Source organism: Bacillus sp. DHT2, from assembly GCF_026241455.1.
Classification (GTDB): domain Bacteria; phylum Bacillota; class Bacilli; order Bacillales; family Bacillaceae_G; genus Bacillus_A; species Bacillus_A pseudomycoides.
Map to the genome: position 1 here is coordinate 284,777 of NZ_JAPHWH010000004.1, position 12,396 is coordinate 297,172.

Sequence of the window (12,396 nt, forward strand, 5' to 3'; positions counted from 1 at the left end):
AAGCATAAAAAGTGAAAACATAAAAATTAAAAGGCGACACACATTGTACATCATTAATGTGTGTCACCTTTTGTAATTTAATATTCTATAAAACGGTATATACTTCTTTAATCATCTGCAAAAAAGTATGAAAAACAGTGAGTTGCTACTGTTTGCATGCCTCGACATCAATGCCAGCAGCAATTAATTTTTTTTCGCCTTCTTGTTCAATAATTTTTTGTAATTTTGATAAGAATGAGTCAAAGTCAGTATGTTTGGCAACTTGGAACGTCATTTTATGTTCGATGGGAATCCAAGTATCGATATCGGCTTCGTTATGCTGAATTTTAACTTCTAGTTTATCAAGAGCATTTGCCACTTTCGCTTCGTATGTTTCTTTTGCTTCAAACTCTATCCATAAATTGTACAGTTCGTCCCCAAGAGGACCTTCTAATGTATGTTTAATATTCAAAATGGCTTTTTGTTCATTTTCTTGTTTTTGTAATTGTATTTGTTCGCTGTTCATTGTGTCAAAAGCAGGAATATCCCCGGCTTCTGCTTCCACGAGATCATGGATAATAACCATCTTTAATAGTTTTTCCATGTTTACTTCTTTATCTAAATAAGGCTGAACTAAAACAGCCATAAGGGACATACGCCACGTATGTTCCGCAACACTCTCTTGTCGACCATTAGAAAGCCAGCTATGTCGCATTTCGTATTTAAGTTTTTCTGCTAGTGCAATGACTTTTAAAATGTTATGTTCCATATGGATCCCCCTCATATTGCTATAAACTAATATTAATATAAAAATAGAATGTGTCAATTTTACGTTCGTTTGACTAATAATTCAGAAATATTATAAAATATTCCCATAATATTTTTTTATTTTTACAAAAGACAAAGAAGAAGTTGAAATTGCAAAAATGCTGAGTGGGAGTGAATATAAAATGTACCAACAGACAGCAATTCATGTACTAGATCTTTTGAAAAATATTGTAAATGGAATAAAAAATATTCAGAAAGTGGAAGAGGAATGTAGAAAAATAGAAAGAGAGTTCCATGTGACGTATGCAGAATTAATGGACTTATATGATAAAATGATAGCTTTTCAAAGAGAGATTGAAAAAATGGGTGGTTTATTTGCATACGAACAATCTCAAATGATGTGGTTGAAATCTGAATTAGAACTTTTATATGCTACGTATCAATTTTGTCAGCATTACAATTTAAATATTTCAGATACTTCAAAGGCAATTAGTAAAGAGAATCTACAATTATTTCCGAAAACAGAAAGTCAACTGCAGAATACGTATTATAAATTAAAAAATCAAGAGCTGCCATTTGAAAATATAAAAAAGGGTAAGCCGGGGCGTAAGAAAAAGCACGAGCCAGAACAGTATGTTTGTGAGAAGGAGAATAGAGTAAAAAGTATAGTGGTCCAAAGTGAAAAGACAGAGAATAATCTGGTTACTATATTATCAGGGATTGTCGATAATTTTGAAACAATTGGTGTAGAGGGCAAGAAACAAGAACTATATCAATTTATGGAAGGGATTTACAAACTTTCGAGTATGGCAGCTGGGCATACAAAAGAAAATAATACACATGAGATACAGAAAGAGCTTCAAAATCTTCGTGCTGAAAATGAGAGATTGAGATATGAAAAAGAAGAGGTTATTTCTAGTATGGACGAAATGACAAATCAAATGAATCGTTTTATTGAGAGCTCTGATATTGATCAAATTCGAACATTACCAGCTTTTGTGAATATGTGTAAACAATATTTGGAGAAAAACAAACTTCATCATGACAAAATGGATACAAAAGAACAAATAATATCTATGAAACAATGAGAGCTACTTTCTATTGGTTTTTATGAAGCTGATAGAAAGTAGCTCTATTATTTTTATGTTAAAATCAAGAAAACTTACAAATTAAGAGGAGAAGTTAATATGAACCAAAAGTTACATCCACGCGTCGGTGTTGGAGCGTTTCTTTTAAACGAGCAAGGCGAGTTATTACTTGTACGGAGAAAGAAGGCACCAGAGCAAGCGCACTGGAGTCTCCCAGGTGGAAAAGTGGAATGGATGGAAACAGCAGAAGATACAGTTGTCAGGGAGATTCAAGAAGAGGTAGGGTTAGAAATTGAACTCACATCGTTATTATGTGTGACGAATCACATTTTACCTGAAGAAGAAGCACATTGGGTATGTCCGACGTATATTGCAAAAGTAACGAATGGGATAGCAGAAAATCTGGGACAACATGCTATTAGTGAAGTGGGGTGGTTTTCATTAGATAGTCTTCCAGAACCATTAACCTTAACTTTACAAAATGCTTTGAAGGAATATGAGAAACTTAAATAAGTATATGGAAATATAATGTATCGAGCTCTTAGTAGAGAGGAAGAAAACCTTCGCTGAGGATTAGCAGCGGGATAAATGTAATCAAGCTATCTTGTTTTAAAGATAGCTTATTTCTTGTTAATTGAATCAAAATTCAGAATTTTATTGAATGTACATTTTTTTCTTTTTATATTAGTAGGTATAGTAATAACTACTAAAGGAGTGGGAACATGACAGAGGCATTATTTTTACAGGATGCATATAAAAAAACTGTCAAACAGAAGTAACAAGAGTGGATGGAAACCGAGTATTTGTAAAAGAAACGATATTTTATCCAACTGGCGGAGGACAAGAATGCGATACAGGCGTACTTACATAAGGTGAGAATACTTTTGAAGCTGTAAAAGTAAAGAAAGCAAAATCGTCGTTTTGAAGTACGCGCTGTCATGTAAATGCAAATAGAGGTAAATTGAAGTGAGGGATTACAGTGGATGAAGTCATGAAAGAATTGCAAAAGTTAGGGTTTTCACAATATGAATGTAAAGCATACATCGGTTTATTAAAACATTATCCTGCGACAGGATATGAAATTAGTAAACAAACGGGTGTACCGCGTTCCATGATTTATGAGGTACTTGGGAAATTAATGGATAAAGGCGCAGTGCATTTAGTACCCTCAGAACCAGTTAAGTACGTTCCAGTATCGGCAAGTGAGTTAATGAATCGAATGCGACAAGATTTTGAAAAGTCATTTGATTTCCTTGATCAGAAGTTAAATTGTTTAGAGCAGGAGCGTCAAGTAGATGTAATCTCCCATATTCGTACGGATGAACGAATTTTAAAGGAAATAAGTAACATTATTGAGCGTGCAGAAGAAGAGTTATGGATTTCTGTATGGGAACAGCAAGTGAGCGAGCTGGAGCCTCTTATTCACAAAAAGGAACAAGAAGGTGTACATGTTTTTTCGATACTTTTTGGGGCACCTCAAACAAAAATAGGAACAACATTTCATCATAATTATATGACTCCAGATGTTGTGAAAGAGCGGATGGGGGGGCATTTAACAATTGTTGCACGAGATGGAAAAGAGGTGCTTATTGCCAATTTTTCAGAACATAGTACATCATGGGCTGTTACAACATATGATCCAGCATTAGTGCTTGTCGCAACAGAATATATTCGTCATGACATTATGGTTGAAGAAATTACACAGGAATTTGGTCCTGATAAATTAGATGCATTATGGCGTGGTAATGCAGATTTAGTTCACGTTGTAACGGGTAAACGCTTGATGCAAGAAACGAAGGGGGAAGAGTGATGGCAAGGGCTGAAGTACAGATGACAATGCACGGGAATGAAACATTTCAACAGGGAGTGAAAGATTGTTTACCAACTGTACTAGGGTATTTAAGTATTGGTATCGCAGCTGGTGTAATTGAAAAAACAGCAGGGTTTTCGTTAACAGAAATAGCATTAATGTCTACTTTGATTTATGCTGGTTCCTCACAATTTATACTCGCTGGTATGTTTGCCGCTGGAGCACCTACTTCTGCAATTATTTTCACCGTATTTTTTGTCAATCTACGTCATCTGTTAATGAGTGCTGCGCTTGCCCCGTATTTAATGAAGGTTCCTTTCTTGAAAAATATGATAATTGGCTCGCAAATTACAGATGAAACATTTGGTCTTGCGGTTCAGCAAGCTTCAAAAAAGAAGTATCTAAGCGAGAGATGGATGCTTGGTTTAAATGTGACAGCATATTTAAACTGGATCATTGCGAATGTCATCGGTGGTATTTTTGGTGAGTGGATACCAAACCCTCATACGTATGGTATGGATTATGCTTTACCAGCTATGTTTATTGGATTATTTGTCCTGCAGTTAATGAGTAGTCATCCAAAATTAGTCATTCATCTCGGTGTTGCGATTGTGGCAATTGTAATCGCATATAGCATACATTTTTTCGTTCCGGCAAGCGTAGCAGTTATAATTGCAACACTTACGGCAGCAACAATAGGGGTGGTGATTGAAAGATGGAAGTAAGAATCGATGTGTTATTACTCTTAATTGGAGCAGGTCTGGTTACTTTAATTCCGCGCCTATTACCGCTCATTGTATTTAGTAAAATACAAATTCCAGATTGGGGATTAAAATGGTTAAGTTATATACCAATTGCTATATTGGCGGCGCTCCTTGCTGAAGTGCTCTTTATGAATAAAACGATGCAATGGGATTATATAATTGCAGCAATTCCGACATTCTTTGTTGCTGTTTATACACGTAGCCTGTTAGGAACAGTGTTAACTGGGGTGATTGTGATTATTTTGTTACGTTTGTTTATATAACAAGGATTTCTTTCATAGTATATCGAAGAGTGTAATATCATGAATGAAATAGGGGTGGTGTTATGATTCTTTTAACGATAGGTGCTATTTTGTTTATAGTTTTTATCTTCTTCATCATTGGTCTGCTTACTTTTACAATGCTTGTTAATAAAGCAACTCCACAAATTTACTACACACCTTGTGATTCCATGACAATACAATCTCATAAAAAAAATAGAGGGAAGAGAAGTTGATTTTAGGCTTTTCTTCCTCTTTTTATTTATCCCGCGTTAACGGGCAGTAAGACCCCATCTCAAAATTCAGAAAAAGTAAAGAAGTTAGGTGGGGGATTTTCGGCACCGGGATAGGGTTGTTTTTAGATACTTTCATTCTTTATTCTTCCTCTAGTATTTTTTCGACGCTTTCATCACAACAAGTTCTATCTTTCGCAATTTGGATGACTATAGCCTATGCACTATATCTATTCATTCCTGTATGGATGGAACGATCGTTTGCGAAATGCTTCCTATTTACGTGTAGAAAAAGGAGCTGATTCTTAAAAATCAGCTCCTATAAAACAAACTTACATTTTAGCAATTCCTTGTAATAGTATGCCGAAGAGTAGACTGATAAAAGAGAAAGCACCGACGGATACAGAAATAATTCGATTATTTTTCCATTCTTTTATGAAAACCATAAATCCTAAAATACAAAGAAAATACCAGATTGGTAGAAAAATAAAATCGCTAATATAATTAGGGAGTAATGTATAAAAACTAGTCAAAACTAAAATCCAATGTCCAAGAAATAAGGTCATAACGATAAAGGAATGTCGATAAGGACGGTTTAAATATTTACGATTTTGAAGAGTTGTAAAAATGAAAGCTAACGTTATGAGAATGATTAGAATAACGAAAGCAAGTAAAAGTAATGTAAATGACATAGCAAAACTCCTTTAATACATTTGTTTCGTTATAGTTTTTAGAAGAAATGAATCAATCATTTCATATGCTTGTTTTGTAGATTGTTCGTTATAGTTTGTAGTATAAGGATCCAGAAATCCATGATTTCCTGGGAACTGTTGTATATGTAGAAATGAGTTGTCTTGTCTTTGCAATGTCGTAATAAGAGAAGAAATGGAACAGTTCAATTCTGTTTCTGGAAAAATTAAAAGAGTAGGACATGTAGGAATAATATAAGAGTAGTCTCGTATGCGAGAGCCATAGCAGCCAATAATAAAATTAACTTTTGGATTGTTACTGCATAGCCAAGAGATGGTTGCGCCAATGCTAAAACCTATGAGTCCAATATATGGGTAATTTTTTGAAAACTGTATAATCATTTCTTCAATTTTTTCTTTTCCATGTTGAAATCCAACGTTTTGCATAAAATGGGAGTAAGCTTTTTGTTCATCATTATAATGAAAAGGAGCATCTAGCTGTAAAAGACTTGGGCAGAAGATATCTACCTGTGGTGAAGAAAACCTGGATATGACATCCTGCATATGCTGATTTATGCCGTATATTTCGTGAACAACAATCAGAGCTACTTTGTTCTTCATTGATTATAAACCTTTCCTCTGAAAATTATATTCTCTTTCTACAACACATATTTTCATATGAAAGCTTTCATACCATTGTTCACGACCTCTTTGTCTTGCTATAGTATGTGCTGCATTTTCTCTCCATTGTTTAATTGCTTCAAGTGACTCCCAATATGAAATTGTAATACCGAGACCAGATGCATCCCGTACGCTGTCAACGTTTATAAAGCCAGGTTGCCCTTTAGCGAGTTTTTCCATTTCTTCAGCGACATCGCCATAATCAGTCGTGTCTTGTGAAAGCTGGGAAGTGAATATAACTGCATAATAAGGTTCGTTACTTTGCTTTGTATCCCTCATCGTATCCCTCCAAATATACTTATGGATTGTATCATATCATAAAGATTGAATAGTATGTCTTTTGAGTATAAAAATGTTTTGAGAAATATCCCGTACCATATTAGGATAACTGTTGAAAAAATAGAAATTTACGTTATTCGTGCAGTGATGATAAAAATATTTGGAAAGACAAATCATACGGCATACAAGAAAAACCCCACTTCAAATAAAACTGAAGTGGAGTTTCTTATATTTCTTCTAGGCTATTAACTGGAACTGTTAATTCGCGATCTGGATTCGTTGCATCATATATGCGGGCGGTTTCATTGCTTTCATCAACATGTTGAATCATAACGGGCATGCCTTGAAAACTAACATGCGCTTGTTCTGATGACTCGGAAAGCTCTTTTGCACGTTGTACATTCATTCTTACATTCCTCCCATCTTTATTATTTTTGCTAAAAAGGAGGAATAATATACCATTTTGAGATGGGTTTAAAGTTTTTGTATTATTTGTAATGTTTCTTTAATAAACGCAGTAAATGTCGAATCAGGGAATTCTTGTATAGCATGAAAAGCTTCTGTTGCTTCTCGAAGCGCCTTTTTCTTATTTTTGAGTTCCATATAACAAAGGGCACGGTAAGCCCCCCCAGTTATAATCCATGCTTGGTCTAGTGGGTGAAACATATAATCTGGAATTGTCGCTTGCTGTAATGTTTCTAATGCTGCTTCATATCGCTTAAGGCCGTATAAAGCCTTTCCTTTTTCTAGGTAATAAACCCCGTCCTCTTGAAAGAGCGGTTTATCTTGAAGTTTTGTTCTAAATAAATCTAGATGTTTGAGAGCTAATGTATATTCATTTGTTATTGTATTATAATAATAAGCTTTTAAAATATCTATAATCGCAATAGATAAAATATTTTCTGTGAAAACGGCAAATTGTTCGGATTTTTTTATATAGTGTAGATATTTATTTTCATCTGCCACTATTACATTTTGGTAGGAGAGAATTCGATAAAATTCATCTGTTTTATAATACACTTGATTTTCTTTTGAGAAGTCAAGAGCTTGTAAGATAATTTTTTCGCACCCTTCATAATCACCATATGCGAGTAAAACAATTGCCTCACATAAGAATAATTCTATTTGTATAATAAGATCCATTTCTAATTGTTTTGCTTCATACTCTTTTCGAATAGAGGTAAGAAGTTCTAGGCATTCTTTATATTTTTTATGGACAAATAATACATAACACAGCTTTAAACTAGTTTGTGTACTTTCACGATATAAAGTATACTTTTGAAAAATTTCTACGGCTTTTTCAATATAGGAATGTATGCTGTAATCTTTCATATTAAATGCAACGCTTATAAATTGTTTATATAAACGAGCTGTACTTAAAGTAGGTGGTAGTTCTTTTTGAACAATAGGTAGCAGTGTACGATACGCTTCTTCAAATTGATTATTTTTTATAGCTTGTTCCATTTTTGGAATCAGCTTTGTTACTTCTTCGTTGTCCTCCTCTAGTAAAAAACTTGCTTCACATTCAAGCTGACTAGCAAGATATTGTAATGTCTTCATAGAAGGTGTTGCTTTCCCATTTTCAATTTGACTCAGCATACTTTTCGTTAGCTCTGAGCCAGCTAATTGTGTCTGAGTAAGACGCTTTTCTTTTCGCAATGCTTTAATTTTTTCACCAAGAGTAGCCATATCGTTGCTCCTTTATTATAAAAAAAGTTAAATACAATTAAACTTTTTGTTGTTAAAATTTGAAAAATGATTATATAATAAGTTTAACACAATTTAACTTTTTAGGGGAGAGTGGCGTAATGGGGGATGTAAGTATAAGTCAAAATGATCCAAGAATCAAAATCGCAACGAGAAATATCATTTTGATGATGATTGGAAAAATGACTTCTTTATTAGGTGCTGGGATTTATACGTTTGCAATGGGGTTATATGTTTTAAAAACAACAGGATCAGGAGTAGGTTTTGCAATTACGCTTATTTGTGGTTCTATTCCAAGAATGGTATGTGGACCAATTGCAGGGGCTGTGGCAGACCGAATAAACAGACGGTGGGTTGTTATTGGTGCGGATTTATTAAGTAGTCTTATTATGTTCACGATGTTTGCACTTTCTACTTTATTTGACATTTCACTTCTATTCATCTATGTATCTGCAGCACTGTTATCGATATGTGCAAGTTTCTATTCTGTTTCTTTTACGGCTTCTATTCCAACTTTAGTTGACAGTGCACGTATTCAACAAGCGAGTTCTTTAAACCAAACAGCGACAGCACTTTCGACTATTTTAGCACCAGTTATTGGTGGAATGGTGTTTGGTTTGTTTTCAATGAAATTCTTTTTTCTTTTAAATGGTATTACATTTTTTTTAGCGGTAATTGTACAGTTTTTTATTGTATTTGATCTGTATAAAGTACAAGCAGAACAGAAGAAAGCTGATTTTTTATCCAGTATTAAAGAAGGATTCTTATATGTAAAAAGACGTGATGATATGTATACGATGTTAAAAGTGTTTATTTGGATTAATTTCTTTGGAAGTGCACTGTTTGTTGCACTTCCGTATATTATCATTCAAAACTTACGTTTATCGTCTCAGCAACTAGGTGTTGTGGAAGGAATGTTGGCGGTAGGAATGTTGGTTGCATCAATTGTTTTATCTGTTCGTAAGGAAATGAATAATTTATTTCGCGCAGTTCGCATTAGTTTATTTGTCTTAGCGGGTTTGTATTTGTGTACTGCATTTCCGTTATTAGTTACAATTCCAGGGACGGTAAGTTTTATTTACTATATAATTTTTATGCTTATTTTTGGAATGACGAGCATTTCCATCAATGTTCCCCTTCAAGTATATGTTCAGAAAACAACTGATTCACAATATCTAGGACGGGTTTTTGGATTAATTGAAACAATTTCTACGGCAATTACGCCTCTTGGAATTATTTTGTATGGATTTTTATTAGATATAATGCCAACTAGTATGGTAATGGTTATTTCGGCTATTGGAGTATGGATGGTAGTATTATTAGGGATGAAACAAATGGATGTGAAAAAACAAGTGGATGTATCAGCATAGATGTACAATGTTTTTCTAGGAAAACTTCATTTTGAAGGAAATGAAGTTTTTTCTTTTTTGAAAGTGTTTTTTAGTTATGATAAATTAAATTTAGAAATCCATGTTGAATGGCAAGAGAGAGGGAGAAGAACAACATGAAATACAAAATGGTTGTAATGCTTTTTGTACTGTTTATAGTGGCTGGATGTAGCAGTAATTACGATATCCAAGTTGATACAGGTATGCAGGCATTAAAAGATGAGAAATATAGTGACGCAATTATGTGGTTTGAAAAAGCAGAAAAAGAAAAATCTACGAACGAGGTAAAAGCCTATAAAGAAGTTGCTAGCCTGATGGATCATGGTGCAACGGCGTTAAAAGATGGTAAATATTTAGAAGCAAAGGATGACGCGAACCAAGTATTACAAAAGAAAAAGGATGCATCCCTTGAGAAATCTGTAAAGTCAAACGCAGAAAATATGCTTCAAAAGGCAAAAGACATTGAAGAAAAAGAAAAGGAAAGAATTGCAAAGCAGAAAAAAGTGGACGAAGAAGGAATTGATAAAGTAATTAAAGCGGTAGATAGTATTGATGAAGTAAAAGAAAAGCAGAAGAAAGCTGGAGAAGTATTGGATAAAGCTGAAAATGCACAAGAAAAAATAGAAGCGAAGAAAAACTAATAGAATAGTATTTGAAAAGGTATGTATGAGGCTGTCATTTTTATGACAGCCTTTCTTTTTGAACATTTTTTAACAAATGAAAGAAATAAAAAAACACAGGAAATATTTGGTATAATAAAATTGTTGGAAAAGTTTTCTACAAATCATAAGGGGGCTATGAAATGAGAAAATTAGATGGAAAAGTTGCTTTTGTTACCGGTGCTGCAATGGGGAATGGTGCTGGAATTGCCCATGTATTTGCTGAATTAGGAGCGAAAGTATTACTTGTTGATATTTCAGAAAAGGTTCATGAAACAGCAAAAGAAATTGTTAGTAAGGGGTTAGAAGCAGCTAGTTACGAAGTAGATGTAACTGACTTTGCAGCTGTAAAAGAAATAGCAAAAGATGTATACGAAAAATATGGGAAGATTGATATATTAGTGAATAACGCAGGAGTTATTCGTCTTGCTAACTTTTTAGAGATGTCAGATGAAATGCGTGATTTTCAATTTCAAGTAAATATTAACGGTGTGTGGAACTTCTCTAAAGCAGTCTTGCCATATATGATTGAGAAAAACTATGGAAAAATCGTGAACATGTCTTCTGTAACAGGAACGCTAGTTGCAGATGAAGGAGAAACAGCTTATGCGACAACCAAGGCCGCTATTTGGGGATTTACAAAAGCGTTAGCACGTGAAGTAGCCAAGCATCATATTACGGTAAATGCGATTTGTCCAGGCTATATTATGACGCCAATGGCAGAGCAAATTGCAAATGAGTCTGATCCAAATGAACCGAATAGTGTTATTGATGGAATCGCTTCAGGTGTTCCGTTAGGACGTTTAGGGAAAATTGAAGAAGTAGGACAATTAGCTGGATTCCTTGCATCTGACGAATCAAGTTACATAACAGGAACACACATTGTAATTGATGGTGGAAGTACATTGCCAGAAACAGTTTCTGTTGGTGTGGAGTAATATTTAAATATAGGAGGAATCTTAATGTTTTTAGGGTTTCTCCTATTAGGGTGTTTTTTTGTATAATTAGAAAAATCAATTTTGTTACAATAACTTGAATTTCCACTATTTCATCAAAAAAAGGAATATAATAAATGTATAACCTATTACAAGGAAGTGTAACTTATGAGTACAGTAGCTATCGTATATGGTATTATTCTTTCTACTATTATTGCTTTATTTGTTTTTGGAGTTTCACGTTATATCCACAAATGGAAAGAAGGGATTGCAAAGTTAAATCATATTGAAGAAGAACTTGGCGATTTAATGTTACATCATGGTAAGTAAAGAGGTTTATTTTTTAGTTAAACAATGTGAAGGATATCACAAAACATGCTAGCATTGTGGAGCATGTTTTTTTGTTATGTAAAAACGATAGTAGATAGGCACATCAGTTTGATTTCTTCCATACGATACAATGTTAAGTATGAAATGTTGGGAATAGAAAAGAGGGATCGAATGGCTAATTCAGGATATGTTCCAGATAATAAAAACTTAAAGAAAAGTTCTGGGACACCAAATCTTTTCTTTGACTCACGGGAAAATATATTTTTTAAACGAGATGATAAAAATATTGCTTATGAAGTGACTTCAACACAATTACCAGCAATGATTGGAGGAGCGTTTGTCGATCTTTTTATGACGAAAGGTCATATGAGGGAACCACATTGGCATCCAAACGCTTGGGAATTAGATGTCATCGTTTCTGGAGAAGCAATTACTTCTATTTTAAATCCAGAAACGAATCAACTGCAAAATTATCGAGCGAAAGCTGGGCAAACGGTATTTATTCCAATGGGTTGGTGGCACTGGATTACGGCTGTATCAGAAGAAGCCCATTTACATCTCTTCTTCAATAATGATCAATTTGAAACAGCTGAGGGTTCAGATGTCCTTAGAATGACCCCACCAGAAGTATTCCAAGTCGCTTACGGTGTTAATGCTGAACATTTAGCTAAGGATCTTGCACCTATTAAAGAATCTGTTGTGATTGGACCACCTAATTTAAAGCGTTTTACGGATGAACAGCGGTCTGATATAGTGGTTGTATTAAACGGAGAGGTGACTTCGTGTGAGATAGAGTAGCCCTTGTTCTCGAGTGAGGGCTATTTCA

The 12,396-nt window shown here is 34.2% G+C and carries 17 protein-coding genes and 2 pseudogenes; 13 read left to right on the forward strand and 6 right to left on the reverse strand.

The genetic code is table 11. From position 1 onward, the window contains the following. Positions 1–145: 145 nt before the first annotated feature. Positions 146–748, reverse strand: coding sequence for an HD domain-containing protein (locus ORL93_RS12765; RefSeq protein WP_040119382.1), 603 nt, complete (start codon positions 746–748; stop codon positions 146–148). A gap of 181 nt (positions 749–929) precedes the next feature. Between ORL93_RS12765 and ORL93_RS12770 the strand changes: the two genes are divergently transcribed. From ORL93_RS12770 to ORL93_RS12805, 8 genes and pseudogenes are all read left to right on the forward strand, one after another. Continuing rightward, on the forward strand, positions 930–1,835 hold the full coding sequence (locus tag ORL93_RS12770) for a DNA-binding domain-containing protein (RefSeq protein ID WP_040119383.1): 906 nt from the start codon (positions 930–932) through the stop codon (positions 1,833–1,835). A 99-nt stretch (positions 1,836–1,934) separates the two neighbouring features. Continuing rightward, on the forward strand, positions 1,935–2,348 hold the full coding sequence (locus ORL93_RS12775) for an NUDIX domain-containing protein (protein WP_040119384.1): 414 nt from the start codon (positions 1,935–1,937) through the stop codon (positions 2,346–2,348). 209 nt (positions 2,349–2,557) lie between these two features. After that, a pseudogene (locus ORL93_RS12780) lies at positions 2,558–2,700 on the forward strand (alanyl-tRNA editing protein); the annotation flags it as partial. A gap of 114 nt (positions 2,701–2,814) precedes the next feature. Then, a complete protein-coding gene (locus ORL93_RS12785) occupies positions 2,815–3,645 on the forward strand; it encodes a TrmB family transcriptional regulator (RefSeq protein ID WP_003196548.1) in 831 nt (276 codons plus the stop codon). Beyond that, positions 3,645–4,370 (forward strand): AzlC family ABC transporter permease, encoded by a 726-nt coding sequence (locus ORL93_RS12790; protein WP_040119386.1) that lies wholly within the window; start codon positions 3,645–3,647, stop codon positions 4,368–4,370. The genes ORL93_RS12785 and ORL93_RS12790 overlap by 1 nt, the downstream gene beginning before the upstream one ends. Further along, the gene (locus tag ORL93_RS12795) at positions 4,361–4,672 is read left to right on the forward strand and encodes an AzlD domain-containing protein (protein ID WP_033796026.1); all 312 of its coding nucleotides are present in this window, start codon (positions 4,361–4,363) and stop codon (positions 4,670–4,672) included. Before ORL93_RS12790 ends, ORL93_RS12795 begins: the two co-directional genes overlap by 10 nt. 62 nt (positions 4,673–4,734) lie before the next feature. Beyond that, entirely contained in the window at positions 4,735–4,905 is a 171-nt protein-coding gene (locus ORL93_RS12800; protein WP_003196553.1) for a DUF3951 domain-containing protein, read from the forward strand. Between the two features lie 83 nt (positions 4,906–4,988). After that, positions 4,989–5,204: pseudogene (locus ORL93_RS12805) on the forward strand (hypothetical protein); the annotation flags it as partial. Positions 5,205–5,234: 30 nt separating this feature from the next. Here the strand turns inward: ORL93_RS12805 and ORL93_RS12810 are convergent. From ORL93_RS12810 to ORL93_RS12830, 5 genes are all read right to left on the reverse strand, one after another. Further along, positions 5,235–5,594: a hypothetical protein gene (locus tag ORL93_RS12810; protein WP_040119387.1), complete on the reverse strand. Its 360-nt coding sequence runs from the start codon at positions 5,592–5,594 to the stop codon at positions 5,235–5,237. A gap of 12 nt (positions 5,595–5,606) precedes the next feature. Further along, entirely contained in the window at positions 5,607–6,212 is a 606-nt protein-coding gene (locus ORL93_RS12815; protein ID WP_006094376.1) for a dienelactone hydrolase family protein, read from the reverse strand. 3 nt (positions 6,213–6,215) lie between these two features. Beyond that, a complete protein-coding gene (locus ORL93_RS12820) occupies positions 6,216–6,551 on the reverse strand; it encodes an antibiotic biosynthesis monooxygenase family protein (RefSeq protein WP_006094377.1) in 336 nt (111 codons plus the stop codon). 226 nt (positions 6,552–6,777) lie between these two features. After that, positions 6,778–6,957, reverse strand: coding sequence for an H-type small acid-soluble spore protein (locus ORL93_RS12825; protein ID WP_006094378.1), 180 nt, complete (start codon positions 6,955–6,957; stop codon positions 6,778–6,780). Positions 6,958–7,025: 68 nt separating this feature from the next. Further along, entirely contained in the window at positions 7,026–8,240 is a 1,215-nt protein-coding gene (locus ORL93_RS12830; RefSeq protein WP_040119388.1) for a helix-turn-helix domain-containing protein, read from the reverse strand. Between the two features lie 119 nt (positions 8,241–8,359). Between ORL93_RS12830 and ORL93_RS12835 the strand changes: the two genes are divergently transcribed. The 5 genes from ORL93_RS12835 to ORL93_RS12855 all read left to right on the forward strand — a co-directional run bounded on the left by ORL93_RS12835 (position 8,360) and on the right by ORL93_RS12855 (position 12,368). Continuing rightward, entirely contained in the window at positions 8,360–9,628 is a 1,269-nt protein-coding gene (locus ORL93_RS12835) for an MFS transporter (RefSeq protein WP_097794205.1), read from the forward strand. A gap of 134 nt (positions 9,629–9,762) precedes the next feature. Then, positions 9,763–10,287, forward strand: coding sequence for a DUF4398 domain-containing protein (locus ORL93_RS12840; protein ID WP_018782492.1), 525 nt, complete (start codon positions 9,763–9,765; stop codon positions 10,285–10,287). A gap of 161 nt (positions 10,288–10,448) precedes the next feature. Beyond that, positions 10,449–11,243: an SDR family oxidoreductase UcpA gene (ucpA, locus tag ORL93_RS12845; RefSeq protein ID WP_003196572.1), complete on the forward strand. Its 795-nt coding sequence runs from the start codon at positions 10,449–10,451 to the stop codon at positions 11,241–11,243. Positions 11,244–11,408: 165 nt separating this feature from the next. After that, positions 11,409–11,570, forward strand: a complete 162-nt coding sequence (locus ORL93_RS12850; RefSeq protein ID WP_003196574.1) for a hypothetical protein — start codon at positions 11,409–11,411, stop codon at positions 11,568–11,570. 171 nt (positions 11,571–11,741) lie between these two features. After that, positions 11,742–12,368, forward strand: a complete 627-nt coding sequence (locus tag ORL93_RS12855; RefSeq protein ID WP_003196576.1) for a cupin domain-containing protein — start codon at positions 11,742–11,744, stop codon at positions 12,366–12,368. Positions 12,369–12,396: the final 28 nt, after the last annotated feature.

Coding starts and splice junctions, on each gene's coding strand:
- ORL93_RS12765 (WP_040119382.1), bottom strand. CDS start 748: ATGGAACATAACATTTTAAAAGTCATTGCACTAGCAGAAAAACTTAAA.
- ORL93_RS12770 (WP_040119383.1), top strand. CDS start 930: ATGTACCAACAGACAGCAATTCATGTACTAGATCTTTTGAAAAATATT.
- ORL93_RS12775 (WP_040119384.1), top strand. CDS start 1,935: ATGAACCAAAAGTTACATCCACGCGTCGGTGTTGGAGCGTTTCTTTTA.
- ORL93_RS12790 (WP_040119386.1), top strand. CDS start 3,645: ATGGCAAGGGCTGAAGTACAGATGACAATGCACGGGAATGAAACATTT.
- ORL93_RS12795 (WP_033796026.1), top strand. CDS start 4,361: ATGGAAGTAAGAATCGATGTGTTATTACTCTTAATTGGAGCAGGTCTG.
- ORL93_RS12800 (WP_003196553.1), top strand. CDS start 4,735: ATGATTCTTTTAACGATAGGTGCTATTTTGTTTATAGTTTTTATCTTC.
- ORL93_RS12810 (WP_040119387.1), bottom strand. CDS start 5,594: ATGTCATTTACATTACTTTTACTTGCTTTCGTTATTCTAATCATTCTC.
- ORL93_RS12815 (WP_006094376.1), bottom strand. CDS start 6,212: ATGAAGAACAAAGTAGCTCTGATTGTTGTTCACGAAATATACGGCATA.
- ORL93_RS12820 (WP_006094377.1), bottom strand. CDS start 6,551: ATGAGGGATACAAAGCAAAGTAACGAACCTTATTATGCAGTTATATTC.
- ORL93_RS12825 (WP_006094378.1), bottom strand. CDS start 6,957: ATGAATGTACAACGTGCAAAAGAGCTTTCCGAGTCATCAGAACAAGCG.
- ORL93_RS12830 (WP_040119388.1), bottom strand. CDS start 8,240: ATGGCTACTCTTGGTGAAAAAATTAAAGCATTGCGAAAAGAAAAGCGT.
- ORL93_RS12835 (WP_097794205.1), top strand. CDS start 8,360: ATGGGGGATGTAAGTATAAGTCAAAATGATCCAAGAATCAAAATCGCA.
- ORL93_RS12840 (WP_018782492.1), top strand. CDS start 9,763: ATGAAATACAAAATGGTTGTAATGCTTTTTGTACTGTTTATAGTGGCT.
- ucpA (WP_003196572.1), top strand. CDS start 10,449: ATGAGAAAATTAGATGGAAAAGTTGCTTTTGTTACCGGTGCTGCAATG.
- ORL93_RS12850 (WP_003196574.1), top strand. CDS start 11,409: ATGAGTACAGTAGCTATCGTATATGGTATTATTCTTTCTACTATTATT.
- ORL93_RS12855 (WP_003196576.1), top strand. CDS start 11,742: ATGGCTAATTCAGGATATGTTCCAGATAATAAAAACTTAAAGAAAAGT.